The sequence below is a fragment of the Bacillus daqingensis genome (assembly GCF_042654445.1).
GTDB lineage: Bacteria > Bacillota > Bacilli > Bacillales > Salisediminibacteriaceae > Alkalicoccus > Alkalicoccus luteus.
The window spans coordinates 123,032-145,343 of record NZ_JBHSGK010000013.1; the positions used below are offsets into that span (position 1 = coordinate 123,032).

Here is a 22,312-nt window from a genome sequence, read left to right on the forward strand (position 1 = left end):
TAAATTCCTTATATAAGCGCTTTAATGCCCAGGAGCGCTGTTCGGTTCATACATCATTTGATAAACCTTTGAGATCGCCTGAGCCCGGTCCGTGACCCGCAGCTTTTGAAAGATTTTCGTTACGTGATTTTTAACGGTGTGATCGCTGATAAACAGCGCAGCTGCAATTTCCCGGTTGTTCTGTCCTTTTATAATCAGGTCCAGCACGTCCTGTTCACGAGGAGAGAGCGGCAGTCGTTCTTTGATGATGCGGCTGTAGGGCTCCGACGTCTGATCATCTTCGCCCAGCGCAAATTCCTCTTCTGAAATGATAATCTCTTCTATAAACACGCAGAAATCATGAAGCACACCTTCTTCTTCTCCAAGCGCCCGCACGGCCTTGAGACTGTCTCCAGACTCTGTATAAGCAAGCAGAACAGCTGTCAGCTGGCTGTCTTCCTCTGCTTCGGACCAGGGCTTCCCTCCCAGCAGCTGTCTCGCTTCCTGCAGCAGCCGCACCGGCTCCTGCTCGTTGAGCGCTTCTGCGAGAAAAGCAGGGCTGTAGGCAGATAGCCGGCAGGCACTGAGAATATGATAGGAACGTCTGTCAGAAAGCTCCAGCCGGGCCAGGAAGCCTTCTGCCGTTTCAAACAACTTCACGCTTTGCGCATGCTTTTCCAAGTCAAATTCCGCCACTGCCCGCTCCAATGCGGAAATGACCCTCTCTTCTGGATGCTCGTCCTTCTGCCTCGCCAGCTGCAGGCTGACCGCTCCAATGATCGAGAGCGTATATAAGAACGTCTGCTGCTCCTCTAACTCTTTGCGCGTTACGTGATCACAGCTCACGCAAAGAATTCCGAGCAGTTCTCCACGGTGAACAAGCGGGCATTCCACGATACAGCTTCCGTCTTCTGTTTCGTGTATTTCCGGAAGCTGTGAGGCCGGTTTGTATTCGCGGTAGTGACGGGCTGCGGCTTTACGGGCATAGGCGCTGATTTTCTCGCGGTTCCCGCCGCGGGAGACGAGCTGCATCTTGTCGGAGTTCTCTGACTTGAGCAGCACACACGAAAATGCCCCGCCGGACAGGCTCATGCTGATATCTACGAGAATGTAGACGATCCGCTTCACATCGACGGTAGAAGCCATCGTCATGCAAATATCCACTAACGACGTCAGCCGGTGGATCTGCCGGCGGTTCTCCAATTGCAGAGACGACGTATAGGAGCCCGCCTCTAAAATTGCTGCCAGCACCTGGCCTTGCTCGAGTGCAGCTCCAGTCAGCGTCCTTCCCTGCACGGTTCCTGTGAAAAGGAGGAGCCGGGATCCGCTTCGCTCCGTAATCGGGTAGCAGTAAATCGATGTCGGATCGAAGTCATACTCTCGGAAAAATGCAGAGCGTGTGTCATCGGAGATGTCCTCCCAGACGACTTCTCTGTCTGCGAGAAGCGCCCGGCCGAGAAAGCCTTCCCCAAGTACAAAGCGGCAGTCTTCCAGCGCTTTGCCTTCCCCTGCCATGTCGGTGATGCAAAACGTTTCTTCCTCTTCTTCGACAGCAAGGCCGATGAAATCAAGCTGGGGGTTGTTTCGAAACGCCAGCTCGATGAACGCGCTGCGATCCATGCCGGCGCGCTGCGGGATGGAACGGATCATCTGCACTTGATTATCGTAGGAAAAGGCGCGTTCCCGTTTCAAACTATCCAGCAGCGAGGCCGCTTTTTCCACTTCGGCCATCCACTTTTTTTCTTTTTCGAGTGTGCCGACAGCCGTTTCCGCCGTCAGCTGCTGCCACGGTCCTTCGCCGCACAGCTCCGAGAGCGTTTCTGGGAGAGTAGAAGCGGTATTTGGCTCTATGTATACACCTGCGCACAAAAAATAAGCGCTATCCATCACTGGAATGATTAAACTATACAGGCCAGGGGCAATGTCGTACGGGATTACCCGCTTTGGAAAGCGTCCGCCGGTCAGCCGTTCCTGAAAAGCTTGCAGCAACGCTTCGTTCGGACGGTCCAGCAGTTCGATACAGAGCGGACTTTTGGCGGAGGCCTCCGTTACCTGCGCGCCGTTGTGATCAAGCAGAAAAAGCGTGAGCCCTGTCCGCTCCGCATACACGTCTAAAATTTCTTCTGCGATATGAATATCCGGCATCATAGGCGTTCACCTTGATGCACGTCAATCTCTTCTGAGACCGCCGGCTCGTTATAGCGGTAGGCCGGTGCTTCTTTATACTCAATGCGCCGGACAATTTCTTTTTGCGTCAGCAGCTCCAGGACGCTCAACACTTCATCAGACGGACACTGCAGCATGCGGGCAATATCAGCGGCTGAATGAAGCCGGCAGGGGTTCGATTGAAACAGCATCGTACATTCCACCTGTAGGGGGAGACGTTCGTGATTCGGCATGAAAACAACCTCCTTTCTAGTTAGTCTTCTCGAAAGCCTACAGAATTCCTCCTTTTAAGGAAAAAAGAGTTGCGACGAATCTCCTAACAACCTGTTTTCTATGCTGTCGGATACGTTCAGTTTAATGACTTTTTGCTCCTGCACGCTATCCCCCTCTGTTCTTAATTACATCCAAGCTGACTCCTATCTTTGGCATACGGAGCATTACGTTCCCCGCTGCTGATGAAGCCGCTTTTCGGCTTCATCAAGCCAGAGTGTTGATAAAGTAATTCCAGGTGAAGAACCTTGCATCTGCCTGCATCTGCGGACACTCGCTTTCCGGAGGGAACGGCCTCTGCTAAGCGCTTCCTCCTGGAGTCGAGGTCCTTCAATTTGGCAGCTGCCCGTCCGGTTGAAACGCATGGTGATGATGAACACGAGCGTATTCCATATGGATGAACCCTATATATAGGCAACGTTTTGACGTCGAATGGGGGTGCCAGTACGTCAGCGTATCCACCCAATAAGCCGCAGCGTTTGGCTTTCGGGATGTTTTTCTCGAACAAACAAACCCATTTTCCCGTCATGTCCGGCCTGTCCTTCTTCCATTCACAAAGGGGATTTCCCCTGTGATATAGCTTAAAGCAAGCCCGCGGCAGGCAAGGCAATCAGAGGGGAAGTACAATTAATCGAATAATCATGTAAGCTGATTGACTTTGTCAACAACCTGCTTGCTGAAGCCGTTTTTCGGCTTCAGCAAGCAGGTCTTCAAGCTTTACGGCGAGCCCTGTCTGCGGAATATGAATTGACGCTTCAGCCCCGGTCAGCTCCCGGTTAAGTTTCAGAAGCGCAGCTTTCCGTTTCGAAATTCTCTGTTCCAGACTGTTGCCTTCCTGCAGCCGAACACCGAGAAAGCGCTGACCGCCGTAAGTAAAAATAAACAGCGAACTCACTTCCTTCCAGTAGACGCGCCCTGCCCCGACGGCAGACGCCTAGTCAACGAGGCCTTCTGCGTCGATAATGACGGCAGGTTTATTGATTATCAGCCGTTTTGCCGTATAGACACCTGCAAAGGCGAAAAACGGAACGCCGATCCAGAAAACGAGCAGGTCCATGATCAACGTTAAATCAATGTCCCGACTGAGATAGAAAAATACTCCTGCTGCTACGAACAGCCATGCACCAAAGCTAAGAAGTACGAGCTTTGTTTTTGTATGGTAAATAATCATTGCTTCTGCCAACCAGCCTCACTTCCTCTCTTTTCCATTGTAGCGTAATCGTTCATTCTTTTTTACAATCGTAACGATTATGATTTACAAATCGACTTGTTTTCCGTATACTACAGGTTGAGTAAAACGGAATCGTTACGAAAGGGGTATTTAGCAAATGAGAAAAACAAAACTGTCGGCCATCGTGCTTTCGGCTGTGTTCTTAGCAGCCTGCGGTAATAATGAGGCTGCGGAGAATAATACGAACAACGCGGAGGAGAACAACAACTCTGCCGCGACGAATGAAGAGGAAAACGAGGCCGCCGAGAATCAGGATCCGATTACGGTAAAAACAACGCTCTTCCCGCTTGAGTATTTTGCTCAGGAAATTGGCGGTGACTACGTAGAAGTGGAAAACATCGTCCCAGCTGGAGCGGATGCACATACGTTTGAACCTTCCTCGAGTCAGATGATCGACATCGCAGAAGCGGATCTGTTCATTTATAACGGAGTCGATTTCGAAGGGTTCACAGAAAGCGTGCAGGATGCTGTTGACGGTCAAAATGTCGAAATGGTCACAGCCTCTGAAGGAATCGATCTGATTTCTTACAGCCACGGCATTGATGACGATCATGATCATGACCACGATGACAACGATCATGGCCATAACCATGATGATAACAACGATGATCATGACCACGATGACAACAATCATGGCCATAACCATGATGATAACAACGATGATCATGACCACGACCACGATGACAACGATCATGGCCATAATCACGATGATAACAACGACGATCATGACCACGACCACGATGACAACAATCATGGTCATAATCACGATGATAACAACGACGATCATGACCACGACCATGACCACGATCACAGCCACGGAGATGAAGATCCGCACGTATGGCTTGATCCGAAGCGTGCTGCTGAACAGGCAGAAAACATTAAAAACGCGCTGAGCGAAGCGAATCCGGATGCCGCTGATACGTTTGAAGAAAATTACGAGGAGCTGCTGACGCAGTTTGAAGAGCTGGATGAACAATTTGTCGAGCTTTCTGACAACATGACGCAGGACATCATTGTTGTTTCCCACGCCGGCTATGGCTACTGGGAAGAAGAGTATGGGATCCGTCAGCTTGGCATTGCCGGACTCTCCCCTTCAAACGAGCCGTCCATTCAGCAAATGGAAGAAACGATTGAATTTATGGAAGACAATGATATTAACTACGTGATGTTCGAGCAGAACATTCCGGAAAATATTACGGAAACCGTTCGAGAGCAGGTCGGCGCAGAATCACTGGAGCTGCATAACCTCGAATCACTGACGGAAGAGGAGGAAGCAGAAGGCGCTTCTTACTTTACGATTATGGAACAAAATCTGGAAACATTAAATACGGCACTGCGCTAAATGAAAAGCCGCTGAAACCGCGAGAGGTTTCAGCGGCTTTTCCTGCTGTACAAAATCTAACTAATTCGAGTGTCGATTGCAGTCTTCCATTTTTACAGCCTGCTCTTCTTATGGTCTAATAGAGGGAAGACTACACAGAGCGGAGGTTAAAGCAGATGAATAAACTGGAGCTGCTTTCAGACATTAATATATTCGAGGATCTGGCTAAAGAGGAGCTTGCTTATATTGCCGATGAAAGTGACATGTTGACGGTTCCAAAAGGCGAAGTGCTCGTGAGTCCAAACGACAAGGAATCAAGACTCTATTTTTTAAAGCGCGGCCAGGTAAGGCTTTACCGTATGAATCACGAGGGCAGGCAATTTACGTCTGATGTACTCGTCGACGGAAACGTATTCGGCCGGACAGACAAACTGCCGCTGACGGATGAAACGACGTTTGCAGAAGCACTGAGTGCGTCTTGTGTCTGCGTGATGGACCGGAATAAATTTGATCAGTTTCTGGCTGGAAAACCGGATGTTGCGTTCAAGGTCATTCATCTTCTGTCGGAAAGACTGAAGGATGTCAATGACATCAGTGAACAAATCGCACTCGCTGACGTGCGGTACCGGACAATTTTTCTGCTGAATAAAATGAGCGAAAAAAAAGGAACGCGGTCCGGCCAGTGGCAGTCGATTCACATGCAGTTGACCCACTATGACATTGCCTTGATGGTCGGTTCTACGCGAGAAACCATTTCCGCTGTTATGAGCCAGCTAAAAAAAGAAGGTCTGCTGCAAAAGCAGACGGACGGATACAAAATTCACGCTGATTTTATGCTGCAGGAACTTGACCTTCTTTTCACGCAAATTCAGGACTGACCTCCTGGTTCAGCTGTTCTGGCCCCTGTAAGTCAGCTTACTTTTTTATCGTCATGTTTTGGGTAAAGAGGCAGGTAACCCAATTTAGGAGGCGATGAACATGAGTGAAAAAATGTCGTTTGAAGTAACAGGTTCTTCCAAAGGAATGACATCCGAGCTGCAGGCAAAAGATCATACGATTGTAATTGACGAGCCGGAAAGCATGGGCGGTGCTGATAAGGGTCAGGATCCGCTGTCGAATCTGCTTGCGTCTTTGGCGGGCTGTGAGAACGTCATCGCAAACATGGTTGCAAAAGAAATGGACTTTGATCTTCAGGGAATTGATTTTCGAGTAACCGGCGAACTCGACCCGCGCGGGCTGATGGGTCAAGCGGATATAAAACCGTATTTTTACGATGTTGCCATCGAAGCAGACGTAAAAACATCGGAAACGGATGAGCGGATTGAAGAGCTTAGGCAGAAAACAGATGCTCGCTGCCCGGTTTATACGACACTGGAGGCTGCTGGTATTCCAATACGGGCGGAATGGAAAAAAGCCTGATACGGTTAAGAAGGAGAATGCCTTATGAAAGCACTCTTTTTGAACGGCTCGTTGAAACCTTCCCCCACCCTTTCGCATACGTCCGGCCTTCTTGATGAGGCCGCGGCATGGTTTAAAAAGCTTGGTGTGGAAACGGAAGAGATCCGGCTCGCTGATTACCGGATCTTTCCTGGGATGGAGAAAGATATGGGTGACGGCGATGAGTGGCCATTGATCCTGCAAAAGGTGCTGGAAGCGCCGATTTTAATTGTCGCTACGCCGATATGGATCGGTGAAAAAAGCAGCTTGACGACGCTTGCGATGGAGCGGCTGTATGCGGCAAGCGGGGATTGGAATGAGCACGGGCAGTCGATTTATTACAATAAAGTCGGCGGTGCTGTTGTAACAGGCAATGAAGACGGGGCGAAAGAATCGGCTAAATCGATTCTTTACGGCCTCTCTCACATTGGGTTTACCATTCCGCCGAATGTGGATGCCTACTGGGTCGGTGAAGCGGGACCAGGTCCTTCTTATTTAGAAACCGGGCGAAACAATGACTTTACAATCCGAAATACGAGAATCATGTCTTACAACCTGGTTCATTTCGCCCGAATGCTGCAGCAGCGGCCGATCCCGGCGGAGGGAAACATTCGCAACTAGCACCTTAATTCGGATCATGAAAGGAGAACTAAACGATGAGTGAATGGAAATTAGGCGAGCGTTTGCCAGACTTCACGCTGCCGGAAGCATCCGGAGAAAGCTACACGTTGTCCCATGACCAGAAGGAGCGGGAAGGCTGGCGGTTTATTATTTATTTCCGCGGTTCCTGGTGACCAGCCTGCAAACAAGATCTGGATGATCTTACGCAGAATAAAAGCTACTTTGATAAGCATGATGTTCACTTCACCACTGTATCCTCAGACCGGCTTGAGGCATTAACGACATGGAAGGAGGACAACGGCTATCCATTCCCTGTTTTGGCCGACGAACAGTTTGAGCTGTTGGAGTCCTATGGCGTGTTTAAGCACGATGACCAGAGAGATCCGTATGAGGATGAAGGTACGCACGGAGAACCTGCCGTTTTCCTGTTAAACGAATACAACGAGCTGATGTATGTTCAAAAGCAGACGAGTCCGTTCGGCAGACCAAATGCGAAAGAACTGCGAAAAATCGTCAGCTATATTCGAAAAAACTTGAAATCGCGCTCCACCTGAGAGCACGGCTTATGGAGAAGGAGAAGATGATATGCCAATGGACCAGTCCCTGATGCCGGGAATGGGCGGATCGCTCGTGATGATTCTGGGAATTATAATCGTCATCGCTGCCATCGTCGCTATCGTATCGGTGGTTCGCAGCAGTTCCCGGTCTAAAAGAGAAAGCCGCAACGATATTGCCATATTGGACGAACGTTACGCCAAAGGCGAACTGACAGATCAGGAATACCGACGCAAGAAACTGATGCTGGAAGATTAACAGTTTGTTTAATACAGAAAACGCCATGAGGCTGATGCTCTGATACTGTGCATCAGCCTCATTTGTGTTTGACTTCACGGGAATCGTTCAGGCATCTCCTGTCAGACAAATTAAATCCCCTTTTCAACGGACGGTGCGCTGGTACATCGGCAGCCACATAAGGATGAAAACCGATGCATAGAGCCCGGTCGCTATGCCGAGCAGGGCGTTGCGGCTCAGCGGTGCGAACCAGAAGCTATCCTCCATCAGCAGCGGTCCCGTTACAAACGTAACCGTACATAAAAGCACGATCCCGGCCGCCGTTATAACGGGCGGCTGCTTTCTTCCCCACCGTGCGAGCAGGAATGCTGCCGCCGTGCTGATGACCATCATGCCCATGATATGACGAAATACACCTGGAACAGACCAATCGTAAAAACGGCTTCCATAGTCGAGATAAATGAGCAGCATTGGCAGCGGAAAGGCGAGCGCACATATGTAACTGATTCTGATAAACGTGTCAGCCTTCATCTGAAAACCGCCCTAGCGTAAACGAAGTGAGATCCATTGTCGTACCGCTGCCTTCGACGAGCTGCACGAGCGCTTCTCCTACTGCCGGCTCGAATTTAAACCCGTGCCCGGAAAAGCCAGCTGCAACTGCGATGTGAGGAAACTGCGGATGACGGTCGATGACAAAGCTTCCGTCCGGCGTCATCGTATACAAACACGTGTTGCCATACTTGAATTTTCCGGACTGTCGCAGGAACCGGCTTAGAAAAGCTGATGCGTCTGCGCTTTCCGCTGCCTGAAAAGGAGCGAGCAGCTGCTCCGGATCGACCGCTTCCCCGCCGTCGTGGCGACCCAGCTTGATTCCTGCCTCATCGACACTTGAAAACCCGTAAAACGTTCCGTCCGCTGTTTCCATCGCAAATCCTGGAAATACGTTTGCTGAGTAAAGCGCTTCATCGGCTTCATACCAGGAAAACGTTTTACGAATAGGCTGCAGCGGGATTCGCAGCCCAAGCTGCTTTAAAACAGCTCCGCTCCTCGATCCGGCAGACACAATCAGATGCTTCCCGGTGAAGCTGCCGCGGTTTGTCACCACAGTCACATAATCCGCCGATGGTTCAACTGTTTGCACAGTCGTGTGTGTATAAAGCTTTGCCCCGGCTGCGACTGCCTCCCGCCTGTAAACGCGAAGCGCTTTTTCAGCGTAGATAACGCCTCCCTCCGGTTCATAGCAGCCCGCATAATCAGCCGGAAGCGCGAGGCCCTCCCAGCGTGCGTTAGCCTCCTCAGCGGTAAGAACATCGAGCGGAAGGTTGTATTCACGGGCACTATCGATCATTTGATTCACGAACGCCCCATCTTTTTTTCCTGCTCCAAGCACTCCTGTTTTCACGTACAGCTCTTCTCCCGTCGCATGCTCCAGCTCCTCCCAAAGTGATTTTGCCCGCAGTATAAACGGCACGTACTGTGCCCCTTCTGCATAGGCGAGCCGGATCATCCGAGTATCGCCGTGGTGACTGCCGGATGTATGCGGCGGATCGTCCGCATCTAACATCACCACGCTTTTCCCAGCTTTCGCTGCCGTATAGCCAGCCGCAAGCCCCATCGTTCCCGCGCCGATAATGATCAAATCAACCATGAGAAGCCTCCTGTTATGTTTTAGTTAAGGATAGATTCGCGATAAACAGCATTCCTGCAGCTCCAGCTGTAAATGTAACACCTGAAGCCAGCCACACTGCTGGTGCTGAGGCTTCGAGATTGACACCGAGTGCATACAGAGAGCCCGTTACGAGGCCTGTGATGAGCAAATATGTACGAAAAGGATGGTTTGTAAGAGCTGCTTTAACAAGTCTGCTAATGACGAGCAGCCCCGTTATAACTCCTGCTGAGATTGGCAGCAAGACAGAGAAATTCAGTTGCAAAACAGCCGATGTCGCCGTTTCGTACACACCGAGAATCGTTAAAATAAGTGCACCGCTCATTCCAGGCAGGACAAGCGCTGTGCTGGCAGCTATTCCGGCCAATCCTAGGAATAGATAGTTTACCCACGTACTGCCTTCTGTTTCAAACATGATTCTTCCTCCTGCTGCTTGCAAGACTATAACAGCAGCAATTCCTGCAAAAATCCACCCTGCTTCTTTGACTCGAATTCCTTTTCCCATCGCTGCCGTTTCTTTTACGAGTCCAGGTAAAAAACCGGTGATGATTCCTGCAAAAAAGAGTAAGGTTGGCGTTCTATAGGTTTGAAGCAAATGATCAACTGTCCAGATCGCTCCGAGCAGCCCCGTCACCATGCCAAATCCAAATACCGCTAAAAACGGAATCGCCTTATGCCGATCTTTCGTTGACAGCATGCTCAGCGAAGCGATTAGTCTCTCATAAATACCCACGATCATGGCCACCGTGCTCCCGCTAATCCCCGGCACGGTTTCTGTCACTCCTACGGCCACTCCTTTCCACCACAAACCTCTCATTCCTCCGCCTCCCAGAAATCTTTTCCAGCTCATTGTAGCACACCTTTTTTCCATTCAGTTTCCTCATCCAATTTTTTCATGCGGACGTCATCAGCATTTGATGGTATACTGGATTCGGAATCTCAGTCATTCCAATACCTTCAGTAAGGAGATCAGTATGAATAAGCTGACACTGTTTGGTAAAGCAAACGCTGTTTTCGGAGCGCTTCTGTTGATCGTCGGATTTTACGCAGCCTCAGCAGAATTCCTCGGCGGAACGTTTTCACTGACACCGCTGATTTACATTGCCCTCGGCGCTGTGCTGCTCATCAATGTATTCGTGTTCCCTGCTGCTTCGCTGAAAGACCATACATAAGGAACAAAAAAGCGCCCTTGGAAAGGCGCTTTTTTCGTTAGCTTCATTTTATTATTTGCTATGAATTCTTCTTCAATTACGTCAAAGCGCGAATGGGGTTTTCACAATTTTTCAACTGTCCAGCTGTGAACACCGGTAAGTTGTTTGTACTGAAAAATTCGTTGAAGAGTGAAAGCGTCTTTTCTTCTGATAAGTCATTTATCACAAACCGTTGACCGTGCTCGGCAGCATGCACCGGTGCCAAAGCTTCTATACGGTAGCACTGATTATCGACAATCGTTTGCAATGTTTCAATTGCTTTATCGGTATATACATAAGATAACGGCACAAACGTCGCATAGCCGTCTCCCGCTTCTCTGACAGCGGATTGGATTTGTTCCCAAACAGGCTCTCTGCAATCTCTTTCATCTGTGCAAAGCAGCCAGTATGGTTCCTGCTCTGCCTGTTTTGACATTAGTGGCTGTTTCTTTTTTCTAAACCGAGCAAATAAGCTCATTTAACTCCCTCATTTCTGCTTTCAATCCACTCTTTTCGTTTCAATAGATAATGTTCTTATACCCTAATCATTGTGGATTGATTCTCCGCAGGCAGTTTAAGGGCTAAATACAAGCGACAGGCCCCCGGTCATCATTTGACGGGAGCCTGTTTTTACGTTGTTCCTATGTGACGTCATTATCATTCTCCCAACTGAAACTGAAATGTTTCCTGACGCGCTTCTCCTGCTTCATGCCAGTCCAGGGTGATGATGATCGGTTCTTCGTTTACAATACTTCCTAAAAAGGCGGGATTCTGAGCGCTTCCTCTCCGTTCCTGCTCCACTGTCTCGCCTGCCTCCACTTCATCGACTGAGGAAGAGGCCATTTCATTCTGATCCAATTCTGCGGAGAGCGAGGTGATCCGTACATTTTCTGCAACCGCTGATTCATTCCTATACTCAGCTGTAATAAGCACTTCTTCCCCTTGATCGTCACCGGCTGCCAGTTCTTCAACGGAAACTTGCAGCTCCCAATGATCTGAAGACTGCTGCCACTCATAAACACGCAGATCGTCCGCTGCACAGCCGGCGAGCATTATCGCGCCGGCTATAAATAACAACCTCACCATGTATCCTCTCCTTCCTTTCATTTACACGCACTTGTTAATACAGGGTGCCGGGCTCTTCAACAGGCAGCTCCGAATGTCCGCTGACTGGTGCCGGCTGCACGTGCTCAATCCTGTCTGCCACATCAGGCTGCATCGGAATGATCAGCGTGTACGGATTATAGTCGTCGGTGCAACCCTCGTGCCCCTCTGCCGGATCCGGATGCAGCTCGGCGAGTCCGCTTTCAAACACGCGAATTTCAGTAGGTTCGACCGCACATGATCCGGACTTACCTGTAACGACAGCAAGAAAAGGAGTCTCTTCCGGATCCAGATCTCCCGGAATTCGCAGGCTTTCGGCAAGCGGTTCTGGCTCATGCACAATTGCCGCACGGTCCGGCTCGCCTCCGTCAGGATGCATTGTCACTTTCGTCTCACCCTCAAGCAGAGCGCTCCACGATTCATGGTCCACTGTCGGCAATCGTTCTTCTGTCTCATCTGTGAGCACATGCACGGCAATCACTGCGTCATACGCCTCATCCCGCATGCTCGGTGCACCGCCTATCCACACTTCCACCTCGTCCCCTGTTTCCAGTATATCGGACGGCAGCTGCTCCTCACCTTCTTTCATGATGTCCCCGTCCATCACATCGACATCGTTCTCGTCGTCAATCGTCATGAAATAGTCGTCATCGATCTCTGTCACCGTGCCGGTATAGTCAGGGGCTTCGACCGGAACGTTTGCATCATCCCGTTCGTTGGAGTGCGCTTCGTGCCAGTTTATAAAGGAAATTGAGCCGAGGTTTGCCCTGATCGCAGCTTCATCCACTGCATCCATAGACGTGACGCGCACGTCCATTTCCTGATTGCGAATCGACGAAACGACGTCGATTAAGGCACCGTGATTGTACCAGTTTCCGGCCTCTTCCGTAAATCGTTCCGCCAGCTGCTTCAGCTCGTCTTCGCTATAGGGCACGCTCTGTAAATAAACAGTCTGTTCGTTACCTGACTCCAGTGTTTCAGCGAGCGTCGTCAGCGATTCTGCTGCGGCTGATACATCATCGGCTGCCACCTGCTGCACGACGCTTCCATTTGCCGCCGCTCCGGCTGAACTGTCGGAGGCGAGAAACAATCCGCCGTCCTCGTCCAGTTCCTCTTCGCTCCAGGTGCGCATCACGTCCAGCAGTGCTTCCCGGTTTTCTGCCGGAACGTTTACAGTCGTATAATCAGGCTCACTGCTTTCTCCCGCTACTCCAGCTGATTCCTCGCTTTCGCCACAGGCCGTCAGTATCAACATGGCCGCAATGATTCCCTTTTTCATGGAAACCCTCCTCTTATCGTGTTAGACGGGAAGTGTACATACACGTTTCAATAAATTGGCAGTTTATTGAAACCGCTTCCGTCTTCATTACGTAGTTATACGAAAGGAGGCCGTTATGAAATCATCGTTACTTGTCCTTGCAGTGCTGCTAGTTTCAGCCTGCTCCACAGAAGAGGTCATCACAGACAAACAGGAAATACCGGATTTCTCAAGTGATGTTGACGTAAACGCCTGGGAGATTACATATGAAAGCGACGGCTATCTGATTGATGGGTATGTGGTCAGTGCGGATGAAGAACCGGCACCGACGCTGATCATTAATAGAGGCGGAAATCGAAGCTTTGGTGAAGTGACGCACGATGAACTCGCCTTTTTTCACAGCTACTGGGCCGATCAGGGCTACACGGTGATTGCGAGCCAGTACCGGGAGGGCGGCAACAGCGAAGGCGAGGATGAATTTGGCGGGGACGATGTGCACGACGTGCTGCAGCTGGCACACGTTGCGGAAGAGCTCGCTTTCGCCGACGCAGATGAGATCTATATGCTCGGCTTTTCCAGAGGAGGCATGATGACGACCCGGGCCATCCAAGAAGGCATGGACATCCAGGCCGCTGCTGTCGTGGGAGGAGCGACTGATATCCGCGAGCTGTATGAAAACGATCGTCCCGAAATGCGGCCGCTGCTCGCTGAACTGATCGGTGTTCCCGATGAGGTGCCGGAGGAGTATGAAAAACGGTCAGCTGTTCATTGGGCAGAAGAGATCAACGCACCGCTCCTCCTTCTCCACGGCGAGGCAGATGAACAGGTCCCGGTTGAACAGGCCGAAAAGCTGCACGAAGCGATGAATGCCGCCGGGCAGGAGTCCTCGCTGCTCACCTATGAAGGGGATGATCACAGCGTGCAGGAAAACTGGGATGCTGCGCAGGTAGAGATACTCGACTGGTTCGAACGTCACTAAACAACGAAAAGGCTTTCTGCAACATGCTCTGCGGAAAGCCTCTTCTCCTTACGATTTTTGCTCATTCCGCTTCTTTACTCCGATCAGCAGCAGCCCGAAAAAGGCGACCGATGAAAGCAGCACGAGCAGCTGGGCAGTCTCGGACGAAGTCGTGAAAAAGACGACGCCGTTAACCAGCAGAAACACTGCGATGATCGCTAACGCTGCTATTGATGGGTACTTCACGCGTTCCGTTCCCTCCATTCGTCTTCCAGCATGCTCATTTCAATTAAGTTCCAATATGTATCGCCGACTTTGCGAAAGTCGCGGTACGTGCCTTCGTAATGAAAACCGAGCTTCCGATACGCATGAATGGCGGCCGCATTAAAATCAAATACGCCGAGGCTGACCCGATGAAGCTGCAGGTCTTCAAATGCTGTGGATAGGGCGTGTGACACCATCTGTCCGGCATAGCCACGGCCTCGTTCTTCCGGCACGCCTACGATGACTTTACCGATTCTGGCGCTGTTGTGCGTGTGATCTATTTTTCGAAGCGCCAGGTGGCCGATCAGCCGCCCTTCTTTTTCAGCGCTCCAGATAATGCTGTCCGGTTCCTTCCGGTATTCCTCCAGCTGCAGCGAGGTAAGCGGGAAGCTAAACGTCGTTCCTGCCCACTGCACGAGCATTTCCGGCGACGTGATCCAGCTGATTAACGTCGCATCATCCTCTGCCGTGAACGGACGAATGGTTAGTGTATCAGCTGATTTCATAATGCAGCCACTCCGATAACGCTCCGCCCATTTTTGCGTAAAATGCCTGTGCCGGCTCGTTGTCCGCTGCGGTTTCCCAGACGAGCGACGCATAATCGCCGTCGCGCACAAAATCCACGCACGCGGTAAACAGCTTTTCCCCGACCTTGCCGCCGCGCATGTCAGCCGTCACGTACAGGTCATTCATAATCGCCTGCGGCTTCATTTTTAACGTGCTGAAGCTCACGTACAGCGTGGCAAATCCGGCAAGACCGTCGTCCGTTTCCGCGACGAACTGCACGCCGAACGCTTCATCCTCCATTAATCGCTTGATTACCTCTGCAGTCTGCTTTGGATCGGGCTCTGTCTGTTCGTAAAACAAGGTAATATACTCATGCATCAGCTTTTGCAGTGCTTCTGCATCCTGAGGCTGTGACCGTCTGATCCGAACGTCTTTTTCCACACTGGTTCCCCCTCTGTCATCAAATCTGCTGTTTATCCTTCCATTCTTCCCGCAGATGAACGAGCTGATACACCATCTGCTCCTGCAGAATCTGTTGTTCACGGAAGTGCTGCTTCACTGCTTTCAGCAGAATGAGAAGCAGAACACTTTGTCCGATAAGTACGAATACCGCAATGATAACGGCAGCTGTCAGCATGACCTGCGCCCCCTTTCCATGTCCTCTTTCTTTACCACCAGAGGAGACCGGCTAATCCAACCAGCGCGAGAAAGGCAAAAGCCGCTCCAATCACGAGCTTCGTACGCTCTTTGCCTTCCGCTGAAACGGCTGCTTCCTCTTGTTTAACGAGTAAGCGAAGGGCGGCAATCAGAATCCCCAGCACGAGCAGGCCGAGAATACCGACGACCGCGCCAAACATCCCCATGTTACTGCTCCTGAACGAAACCGAGCTCGTTACCATCCGGATCCTGAATCGTAAATTTGCGCGACCCGTACTCAGTTTCAAACAGCGGCTCCAGAACCCGTACCTGATTTTTCAACTTGCCCCAAAGCGAGTCAACATCCTCAGCATGAAAGTTAAAGCGTCCGGCAGATGGAAAGTCCTCGTTCTCCATTAAGGCAAAAACAGCTCCGTCGGCTGCTTCAAAGTGCACGTAGTTCGGCTTTTCCCTCGGCCACTCGGTTTCCACCTTCCATCCAAGTGTTCTCGTATACCAATGAACCGCTCGCTCCAAATCCTTCACGTTAATTCGCACGTGCGCTAATTTCGTCTTCATAAACCCCACTCCTTTCGAACCTGATTTTACCCAGTTTATCAAACTATGCAGCTGAAAGCGATTTCTCCAGGAAAACAGGACCTTTTCATAGATTCCTTTTATTGATTTACTATTACTAAGGAGGGATATGCATGTTCGAAACCGAGAGACTGATCCTTCGTCCGTTTATCGGAGAAGACATTGACTGGCTTATCGATATACTCGGTGATCCAACTACGATGGCTTTTTACCCGCGCCCGTTTTCTAGACAGATGTGCCAAGACTGGATGGCCCGCAGTCAAAAGTTGTATCAGGAAGGTGTCGGTTTATATGCCGTTCAGATTAAAGCTAGCAATGCCATGATCGGGGACTGCGGCATCACCTATCAGATGATCGAAGGGGAATGGCTTCCTGAAATTGGCTACCATATACACCGCGACCATCAGGGATATGGATATGGCTCTGAAGCCGCCGCCTTGTTTAGACAATATGCATGTTCGACGCTTCAGCTTCCTGCTGTTTATTCCTATATGACTTCTGACAACGCTGCCTCCAGACGAACGGCTGAGAAAATTGGCATGACCCTTCACTCTACCTTTTATCGTAACGACGTGGAGCACGTCGTTTACCGTACTCTTTGTTCTGACCGTTCCTCAAAGAAGGTGCATCTATGAAACTTTCCTTTATTCGCCACGGTGAAGGAGCTCATACGCTGCGCCCTCCGGATAGTCTGCAGCTGGAGCATCCCCGCCTGACGAAGCTCGGGGTGCAGCAGGCGGCTGACCTTCGCATTGTTCTTTCTGAAGCGGCACCGCCTGACGTTATTGTAAGCAGCCCGACTCGGCGAACGCTGGAAACCGCTTCGATCGTCTCACCTGGCGATGTGGAACACGTTGTCACACCGTTCATTGGTCCGAGGGTCTTTCCAGTGCCTTCACTCGGCCGCACGCTTCCGTGTGACCGGCTGCTTCCCAAACAGCATATAAGCGAAGATTTTCCGCAGTGGCTGCTGATGCCAGAAACAGATCCGCTGCTTTGGCGCGGATCTCTGAATACGATGCCGGAGCCGACGTTTTATCTGCACTGTGAGAAGCTGCTTACGTGGTGCCGCTCGACTCAGGCAGAACAAGTATGGCTGTTTTCTCATGACGGAACGATTGCTGCCTATCGTCAGTATATAACGGGGGAACGGATCACACGAAACGATTTTCTCGGTGAAACAGGCATATGGACAACATTCATCTAATTACCGGTTGACTTCTCTTCAGCTCTGCGACAGAATATAAACGAATGCTTATATACACACTCGATGCTGGAGGCTTGCTGAGATGAGACAATATTTAACGGCGGAATTTGTCGGTACCTATATTCTTGTATTCGCCGGTACAGGAGCCGTGGTCGTCAATGAATTAACCGGCGCCATTACACATGTCGGAATCGCGCTTACGTTCGGACTCGTCGTCATGGCGCTTATTTATACGTTTGGTCATATATCCGGGGCCCATTTTAACCCCGCGGTAACAATCGGCTTCTGGGCGATGCGTACCTTTCCCGGAAAAAGCGTGCTTCCGTACATTGCGGCTCAGGCAGGCGGTGCGACTGCCGCAAGCTTGACGCTGCTTGCCCTGTTCGGAAACGTCGCGGACCTCGGGGCGACGCTGCCTGCCTATGCACCTGAGCAGTCGTTCATCCTTGAAATCATTTTAACGTTCATTCTCATGCTCGTCATCGCCGCTTCAGCTGTACATGCGAAGGCGATTAAAAGCTTCGCCGGCATCGCAATCGGGGCAACGGTCGGGCTGGAGGCGATGTTCGCTGGTCCAATCAGCGGTGCCTCGATGAACCCGGCGCGCTCACTCGGTCCCGCACTCGCGTCCGGAACGCTTGAGCACCTGTGGATTTATCTGACTGCAACAGTGCTCGGAGCGCTGCTCGCTGTCATTGTCTATCGGCTGCTGCAGGATTAGCCGATTCTTAAAAATAGTTGGAGCTGCTTCTGCCCGGAGCAGCTCCTTCGCCGTTTGCACCTGGTTTTGCTTCGCTCTCCTCCTTTAGTTTCTACTTATTTATATACCTTCTTGCGTCAAATTTTCAGAATTTATCCACTTTTATCACAAATATTGACTTTTATCAGTAACAGGCGTAGGTTTATCTCATCACACGACCATTTCGGCCTTTTAGACCGCTGAAGCGCATGATGCGCGCGGGGGACCCACATGATGAACGGCTTATAGAGCCTAGGGGTGAATCGCAGAAGCCTGCGAAGGGATACTTCCGATCCCGAATCCGACAGCTGACCCCGTAAGCGTGATGATCGAGGAAGAAAGGCTGTTTCTTATGCCCGCCTTTACCGGAATGGACATTTTTAAAGGAGTGGTCCAGTCATGAAAATGCCTAAAAAATTAAAAAAACACAAAAAACAGTATGCGGTTATCGGTCTTGGCCGTTTCGGCGGAAGCGTCTGCCGCGAGCTTCACAATATGGGTCATGAAGTGATGGCAATCGACATCGATCAAGATAAGGTCGACCAGTACAGCCGGTTTTCCACTCATGCCGTTCAGCTCGACAGCACCGATGAACGCCAGCTGCACGGCATCGGCATCCGCAATTTCGAGCACGTAGTCGTTGCAATTGGCGATAACATCCAGGCAAGTATTTTAACGACGCTCGTGTTAAAGGATGAAGGTGTCTCGCAAGTGTGGGTCAAAGCGCAAAATATGTACCATCAGAAGGTGCTCGATAAAATCGGTGCAGATGTAGTCGTTCACCCTGAATTTGATATGGGGAAACGGATTGCCCATAACATTGTTTCCGACAAAGTCATCGACTATATCGATCTGTCTGATGACTACAGCATCATTGAACTTCGCGCGTCAGACAAAGTGGACGGGGAAACGCTCATGTCACTGCAGCTGCGAGCGAAATACGGCATTACGCTGCTCGCGATCAAAGATGGTGAAGCGATGAACATTTCACCAAAGCCGGATGAGCCGATCCGTTCCGGTAACATTCTGCTCGTCATCGGCCATAACAACGATCTAGAGCGTTTCGAAGACGAGGAACTGTAGGTGGCGGCCCGGTTACGGAATCGGGCCGCTCAGCTGACTCCACCTCAGTTTCTCGCACTTGGCTTTATTGGTGCGATTATCAGCGGCACGATTCTGTTTATGCTCCCTGTCTCGACGCATGAGCCGATCAGGCTGATCGATGCGCTCTTTACCGCAACGTCTGCGACGACGGTGACCGGGCTGGTCGTGCTTGACACGGGCAGCGATTTCACGATTTTTGGCCAGGCCGTAATCATGATTCTGATTAAAATTGGCGGCTTAGGCTTAATGAGCTTTGCGATTTTAATCATTTTGGCGCTTGGAAAACGAATAGGTCTGCGTGAGCGGATTCTCGTACAAGAATCGTTTAACCAGCCGGCTGCAGGCGGTATGATCCGCCTTGCAAAAATGCTGCTTATTTTTTCGTTTACGCTGGAAGGCATCGCGACGGTGATCCTTTCGCTGCGATGGGTCCCGGAGTATGGACTCGGCTTTGGGATCTGGACGAGCCTGTTTCATGCCATTTCTGCCTTTAATAATGCCGGCTTTTCGCTTTGGGACGACAGCTTAATGGGCTTTGTCGGGGATCCTGTCGTAAACCTGCTGATTACGTTTTTGTTTATCACCGGCGGCATCGGCTTCACCGTCATCTACGACTTGATTACGACAAAAGAGTTTCACCGGTTCAGCGTTCATACAAAGATCATGCTTGTCGGCACGCTGCTGATTAACATCACAGCGGCGCTCGTATTATTTGTACTCGAGTTTCAAAACCCGCTGACGCTCGGCTCCCTTTCCGGGTCTGAAAAGGTATGGGCTGCTTACTTTCAGGCAGTCACACCGCGTACAGCAGGCTTTAACACACTGGAGATCGGAGACATGACGCCTGCTGCTATCACGTTTATGCTGCTGCTCATGTTCATTGGGGCTGGAAGTGCCTCTACGGGCTCCGGTATTAAATTGACGACGTTTCTCGTGATTCTTCTTGCGGTGCTTACGTATTTAAAGAGAGAGAAAGAACCTGTAATCTTTGAAAAGCGCATTGAAGATAAAACGATCATGCGCGCTCTCGCAATTGCAGTGATTAGTTTGATCACCGTGTTTTTCTCCATCTTTCTGCTCGCTGTCACCGAAGAGGGCCCTTACCTGCATATCGTATTTGAAGCATTCTCTGCGTTCGGAACCGTTGGACTTTCTATGGGTCTGACAGGCGACTTAACGGATGCCGGAAAAGGCATTATCATTGTGCTCATGATTATTGGCCGTATTGGTCCCGTTACGCTTGCATTTGCGCTTGCGCGAACAGAGCCTAGCCACGTCCGCTATCCAAAAGGCGATATTTTCACTGGATAATACAAAAAGGAGTGACGTTTTATGAACTGGTATCTGCACGTGTTAAAAAACTATGCAACATTCTCCGGACGGGCCCGCCGAAAAGAATACTGGATGTTTTTTCTCGTCCACTTTATGATTCTAGTCGGGCTCGCCATGCTGGAGACGCTGTTCGGCCTGCCGACGGTGATTTCTTCCGTTTACAGCCTTGCGGTCATTATTCCATCTCTTGCCGTCGGTGTCAGACGGCTGCACGACACAAACCGCAGCGGCTTCTGGATTCTGATCAATATTCTGCCGTTTCTCGGCTGGATCATTTTTATCGTGTTTATGGCATTGGAATCCGATTCCGGCAGCAACCGGTTTGGCCCCAATCCGCAGCATGAACCCGAACCATAAACCGTATATCCTTGAAACCGACCCCGCGGCGGGTTGGTTTTTTCTTGTTTTTCATGCACCGCGCCTTACAAATGATATTGTACCGTGTATACTGGAAGTCTGATTGTGGAAAGGAGACCTTGACACGTGGCACTCTTATTAGGATTTTTAACTGCCGTCTTATTTGGTATCGGTGATTTTCTGGCCGGACAGGTAACGCGCCGCATGCCGACGCTTGCGGTCATTTTTTATGCGCAGGCAGCAGGAACATTGATGATGATTCCAATTGTACTGCTTACAAATGATACATACAGCACGGATGCTCTTATTTGGGGAGGTTTATCAGGCGCAGCGCTGGCCGCTGGCTTTTTGTTTTATTTCCGGGCACTGGCTAATGGAAAAATGGGCGTTTCCGCGTCCATTTGCGGGATTATGTCTGCAATTATGCCGGTAACAGCCGGCTTGTTATTCGGTGAGCGCCCCGGGCTGCTTATTTTTGCAGGTCTTGTAGTCCTCACGCTGGCAATCGTATTAATCTCAAAGCAGGACGAGAATGACGATACTTCTGCTTCAGCCAAAGTGATGCTGGAAGCAGCTGCCGCGGGCTTTTTGCTTGGACTCTTTTTTGTGCTCATTTACGTTCCGCCAGCTGGTGAAGCGATGTGGACGGTGCTGTTTACGATGGCCGGGGCGCTCTTTCTGACCGCTGCTGTGATGATCGTGCAGCGAACAAGCCTTCAGCTGACCGTTCGAGCCGGCGTACTCGTTACCATTATGGGCGTTTTTCAAACGTTAGCTGCCGTGCTCTATATTATAGGCGTCAACATGGGCCTTCTCTCAGTCATTGGACTTGCTGGCTCTATGTCCCCATTGTTCACGCTTCTCTGCGCCCGCCTGATCATTCAGGAAAAGCTTTCCGGCTGGCAGATGACCGGCTTTCTCATGGCGCTTGCGGGAGCCTGCCTGCTCGTACTTGGCTCGTAACATTCGCTGAAATGAACAATTAGGGACATGTTGTTCACTTCACTGAAAAATAAGCCCTTGGACCTAACTAGAACTATTTACAAAATTCGACATTGTTTGTAAGATATATAGAAATACCAAGCGATACCCGCTTGAGGAGGAATGCATCATGAGTCCGTCTTTAACTTCTGCAAAGCAGGCTGCCGACATCGTTCACCGTCACTTCAGTTCTCCGTCACTTACTGTTGGTCGTATTGCGAAGGAGCTCTACATCTCCGAGTCTCATCTCAGCATGCTGTTTAAGAAGGAGTTTCAGATCGGTCTAAAGGCTTACCTGGTTGCGTATCGTCTCGATGCCTCCCTGCGCCTGTTAGCGGATAACCAGCTGTCGATCGAAGAAGTCTCGATTCGCGTCGGCTTTCAATCCGCAAGCTATTATTCTTCCGTTTTTAAAAAGCGCTACGGCATCTCCCCAAAAACCTATGCCATGAAGCACGTTCTGGCTGGATCTGCCAGTTAATCTACTGCCTCTGTGCTGCGTACACAGAGGTTTTTGAACAGTTATTATATCAATTATTTTTGATTTAATGATTGCTTTTTCCGAGAATGTCACTTACACTGAGAATATATCAAT

General features: G+C 50.4%; 32 protein-coding genes, 1 pseudogene and 1 riboswitch. Of the genes and pseudogenes, 17 read left to right on the forward strand and 16 right to left on the reverse strand.

Annotation, left to right across the window (positions count from 1 at the left end; genetic code table 11):
* Positions 1-21: 21 nt before the first annotated feature.
* From ACFO4L_RS11790 to ACFO4L_RS11805, 4 genes are all read right to left on the reverse strand, one after another.
* Complete coding sequence (locus ACFO4L_RS11790) at positions 22-2,127, reverse strand: helix-turn-helix transcriptional regulator (RefSeq protein ID WP_377909875.1); 2,106 nt, start codon at positions 2,125-2,127, stop codon at positions 22-24.
* Positions 2,124-2,378, reverse strand: coding sequence for a hypothetical protein (locus tag ACFO4L_RS11795; RefSeq protein WP_377909876.1), 255 nt, complete (start codon positions 2,376-2,378; stop codon positions 2,124-2,126). The genes ACFO4L_RS11790 and ACFO4L_RS11795 overlap by 4 nt, the downstream gene beginning before the upstream one ends.
* 698 nt (positions 2,379-3,076) lie before the next feature.
* Complete coding sequence (locus ACFO4L_RS11800) at positions 3,077-3,310, reverse strand: hypothetical protein (RefSeq protein WP_377909877.1); 234 nt, start codon at positions 3,308-3,310, stop codon at positions 3,077-3,079.
* A 39-nt stretch (positions 3,311-3,349) separates the two neighbouring features.
* Positions 3,350-3,598 carry an STM3941 family protein gene (locus tag ACFO4L_RS11805; RefSeq protein WP_377909878.1) on the reverse strand — a complete coding sequence of 83 codons (249 nt, stop codon included), beginning with the start codon at positions 3,596-3,598 and terminating at the stop codon, positions 3,350-3,352.
* A 145-nt stretch (positions 3,599-3,743) separates the two neighbouring features.
* Between ACFO4L_RS11805 and ACFO4L_RS11810 the strand changes: the two genes are divergently transcribed.
* From ACFO4L_RS11810 to ACFO4L_RS11840, 7 genes and pseudogenes are all read left to right on the forward strand, one after another.
* Entirely contained in the window at positions 3,744-4,988 is a 1,245-nt protein-coding gene (locus tag ACFO4L_RS11810) for a metal ABC transporter solute-binding protein, Zn/Mn family (RefSeq protein ID WP_377909879.1), read from the forward strand.
* A gap of 155 nt (positions 4,989-5,143) precedes the next feature.
* Complete coding sequence (locus ACFO4L_RS11815) at positions 5,144-5,845, forward strand: Crp/Fnr family transcriptional regulator (protein WP_377909880.1); 702 nt, start codon at positions 5,144-5,146, stop codon at positions 5,843-5,845.
* A gap of 100 nt (positions 5,846-5,945) precedes the next feature.
* Positions 5,946-6,386, forward strand: a complete 441-nt coding sequence (locus tag ACFO4L_RS11820) for an OsmC family protein (RefSeq protein ID WP_377909881.1) — start codon at positions 5,946-5,948, stop codon at positions 6,384-6,386.
* Between the two features lie 24 nt (positions 6,387-6,410).
* Positions 6,411-7,025, forward strand: coding sequence for a flavodoxin family protein (locus ACFO4L_RS11825; protein WP_377909882.1), 615 nt, complete (start codon positions 6,411-6,413; stop codon positions 7,023-7,025).
* A 35-nt stretch (positions 7,026-7,060) separates the two neighbouring features.
* Positions 7,061-7,198 (forward strand): hypothetical protein, encoded by a 138-nt coding sequence (locus tag ACFO4L_RS11830; RefSeq protein WP_377909883.1) that lies wholly within the window; start codon positions 7,061-7,063, stop codon positions 7,196-7,198.
* A gap of 12 nt (positions 7,199-7,210) precedes the next feature.
* Positions 7,211-7,579 (forward strand): annotated as a pseudogene (locus tag ACFO4L_RS11835) (peroxiredoxin family protein); the annotation flags it as partial.
* Positions 7,580-7,610: 31 nt separating this feature from the next.
* Complete coding sequence (locus tag ACFO4L_RS11840; protein ID WP_377909884.1) at positions 7,611-7,838, forward strand: SHOCT domain-containing protein; 228 nt, start codon at positions 7,611-7,613, stop codon at positions 7,836-7,838.
* A gap of 123 nt (positions 7,839-7,961) precedes the next feature.
* On the opposite strand, the gene ACFO4L_RS11845 is transcribed toward ACFO4L_RS11840, so the two are convergent.
* From ACFO4L_RS11845 to ACFO4L_RS11855, 3 genes are read right to left on the reverse strand one after another with little or no spacing between them, the layout of a single operon-like run.
* A complete protein-coding gene (locus ACFO4L_RS11845; RefSeq protein WP_377909885.1) occupies positions 7,962-8,348 on the reverse strand; it encodes a hypothetical protein in 387 nt (128 codons plus the stop codon).
* Positions 8,338-9,465, reverse strand: coding sequence for an N-methyl-L-tryptophan oxidase (solA, locus tag ACFO4L_RS11850; RefSeq protein ID WP_377909886.1), 1,128 nt, complete (start codon positions 9,463-9,465; stop codon positions 8,338-8,340). The genes ACFO4L_RS11845 and solA overlap by 11 nt, the downstream gene beginning before the upstream one ends.
* Positions 9,466-9,478: 13 nt before the next feature.
* Entirely contained in the window at positions 9,479-10,300 is an 822-nt protein-coding gene (locus ACFO4L_RS11855) for a DUF368 domain-containing protein (RefSeq protein WP_377909887.1), read from the reverse strand.
* A 157-nt stretch (positions 10,301-10,457) separates the two neighbouring features.
* Between ACFO4L_RS11855 and ACFO4L_RS11860 the strand changes: the two genes are divergently transcribed.
* A complete protein-coding gene (locus tag ACFO4L_RS11860) occupies positions 10,458-10,655 on the forward strand; it encodes a hypothetical protein (protein WP_377909888.1) in 198 nt (65 codons plus the stop codon).
* A gap of 76 nt (positions 10,656-10,731) precedes the next feature.
* On the opposite strand, the gene ACFO4L_RS11865 is transcribed toward ACFO4L_RS11860, so the two are convergent.
* The 3 genes from ACFO4L_RS11865 to ACFO4L_RS11875 all read right to left on the reverse strand — a co-directional run bounded on the left by ACFO4L_RS11865 (position 10,732) and on the right by ACFO4L_RS11875 (position 13,056).
* The gene (locus tag ACFO4L_RS11865) at positions 10,732-11,151 is read right to left on the reverse strand and encodes a hypothetical protein (protein WP_377909889.1); all 420 of its coding nucleotides are present in this window, start codon (positions 11,149-11,151) and stop codon (positions 10,732-10,734) included.
* A gap of 179 nt (positions 11,152-11,330) precedes the next feature.
* Entirely contained in the window at positions 11,331-11,759 is a 429-nt protein-coding gene (locus ACFO4L_RS11870) for a hypothetical protein (RefSeq protein ID WP_377909890.1), read from the reverse strand.
* A 34-nt stretch (positions 11,760-11,793) separates the two neighbouring features.
* Positions 11,794-13,056: a hypothetical protein gene (locus ACFO4L_RS11875; protein WP_377909891.1), complete on the reverse strand. Its 1,263-nt coding sequence runs from the start codon at positions 13,054-13,056 to the stop codon at positions 11,794-11,796.
* A gap of 115 nt (positions 13,057-13,171) precedes the next feature.
* Between ACFO4L_RS11875 and ACFO4L_RS11880 the strand changes: the two genes are divergently transcribed.
* Positions 13,172-14,014, forward strand: coding sequence for an alpha/beta hydrolase family protein (locus tag ACFO4L_RS11880; protein ID WP_377909892.1), 843 nt, complete (start codon positions 13,172-13,174; stop codon positions 14,012-14,014).
* Positions 14,015-14,062: 48 nt separating this feature from the next.
* Here the strand turns inward: ACFO4L_RS11880 and ACFO4L_RS11885 are convergent, their stop codons facing one another.
* The 6 genes from ACFO4L_RS11885 to ACFO4L_RS11910 are packed head-to-tail and all read right to left on the reverse strand — an operon-like array spanning position 14,063 to position 15,979.
* The gene (locus ACFO4L_RS11885; RefSeq protein ID WP_377909893.1) at positions 14,063-14,239 is read right to left on the reverse strand and encodes a hypothetical protein; all 177 of its coding nucleotides are present in this window, start codon (positions 14,237-14,239) and stop codon (positions 14,063-14,065) included.
* Entirely contained in the window at positions 14,236-14,763 is a 528-nt protein-coding gene (locus ACFO4L_RS11890) for a GNAT family N-acetyltransferase (protein WP_377909894.1), read from the reverse strand. The genes ACFO4L_RS11885 and ACFO4L_RS11890 overlap by 4 nt, the downstream gene beginning before the upstream one ends.
* Positions 14,750-15,205 (reverse strand): GNAT family N-acetyltransferase, encoded by a 456-nt coding sequence (locus ACFO4L_RS11895; protein WP_377909895.1) that lies wholly within the window; start codon positions 15,203-15,205, stop codon positions 14,750-14,752. Before ACFO4L_RS11895 ends, ACFO4L_RS11890 begins: the two co-directional genes overlap by 14 nt.
* 19 nt (positions 15,206-15,224) lie before the next feature.
* Entirely contained in the window at positions 15,225-15,401 is a 177-nt protein-coding gene (locus ACFO4L_RS11900; protein WP_377909896.1) for a hypothetical protein, read from the reverse strand.
* 31 nt (positions 15,402-15,432) lie between these two features.
* Positions 15,433-15,627: a hypothetical protein gene (locus ACFO4L_RS11905; protein WP_377909897.1), complete on the reverse strand. Its 195-nt coding sequence runs from the start codon at positions 15,625-15,627 to the stop codon at positions 15,433-15,435.
* 1 nt (position 15,628) lies between these two features.
* On the reverse strand, positions 15,629-15,979 hold the full coding sequence (locus ACFO4L_RS11910) for a VOC family protein (protein ID WP_377909898.1): 351 nt from the start codon (positions 15,977-15,979) through the stop codon (positions 15,629-15,631).
* 131 nt (positions 15,980-16,110) lie between these two features.
* Between ACFO4L_RS11910 and ACFO4L_RS11915 the strand changes: the two genes are divergently transcribed.
* The 8 genes from ACFO4L_RS11915 to ACFO4L_RS11950 all read left to right on the forward strand — a co-directional run bounded on the left by ACFO4L_RS11915 (position 16,111) and on the right by ACFO4L_RS11950 (position 22,198).
* Positions 16,111-16,632, forward strand: coding sequence for a GNAT family N-acetyltransferase (locus ACFO4L_RS11915; RefSeq protein WP_377909899.1), 522 nt, complete (start codon positions 16,111-16,113; stop codon positions 16,630-16,632).
* Positions 16,629-17,204 carry a histidine phosphatase family protein gene (locus ACFO4L_RS11920; protein WP_377909900.1) on the forward strand — a complete coding sequence of 192 codons (576 nt, stop codon included), beginning with the start codon at positions 16,629-16,631 and terminating at the stop codon, positions 17,202-17,204. Before ACFO4L_RS11915 ends, ACFO4L_RS11920 begins: the two co-directional genes overlap by 4 nt.
* 82 nt (positions 17,205-17,286) lie before the next feature.
* Positions 17,287-17,925: an MIP family channel protein gene (locus tag ACFO4L_RS11925; RefSeq protein WP_377909901.1), complete on the forward strand. Its 639-nt coding sequence runs from the start codon at positions 17,287-17,289 to the stop codon at positions 17,923-17,925.
* A 206-nt stretch (positions 17,926-18,131) separates the two neighbouring features.
* Positions 18,132-18,282: riboswitch (cyclic di-AMP (ydaO/yuaA leader) on the forward strand.
* Positions 18,283-18,348: 66 nt separating this feature from the next.
* Positions 18,349-19,026, forward strand: a complete 678-nt coding sequence (locus tag ACFO4L_RS11930) for a potassium channel family protein (RefSeq protein WP_377910317.1) — start codon at positions 18,349-18,351, stop codon at positions 19,024-19,026.
* Complete coding sequence (locus ACFO4L_RS11935; protein WP_377909902.1) at positions 19,027-20,358, forward strand: TrkH family potassium uptake protein; 1,332 nt, start codon at positions 19,027-19,029, stop codon at positions 20,356-20,358.
* Positions 20,359-20,379: 21 nt separating this feature from the next.
* Positions 20,380-20,736 (forward strand): DUF805 domain-containing protein, encoded by a 357-nt coding sequence (locus tag ACFO4L_RS11940; RefSeq protein ID WP_377909903.1) that lies wholly within the window; start codon positions 20,380-20,382, stop codon positions 20,734-20,736.
* 126 nt (positions 20,737-20,862) lie between these two features.
* Positions 20,863-21,699 (forward strand): EamA family transporter, encoded by an 837-nt coding sequence (locus ACFO4L_RS11945; RefSeq protein WP_377909904.1) that lies wholly within the window; start codon positions 20,863-20,865, stop codon positions 21,697-21,699.
* A gap of 148 nt (positions 21,700-21,847) precedes the next feature.
* Positions 21,848-22,198 carry a helix-turn-helix transcriptional regulator gene (locus tag ACFO4L_RS11950; protein ID WP_377909905.1) on the forward strand — a complete coding sequence of 117 codons (351 nt, stop codon included), beginning with the start codon at positions 21,848-21,850 and terminating at the stop codon, positions 22,196-22,198.
* Positions 22,199-22,312: the final 114 nt, after the last annotated feature.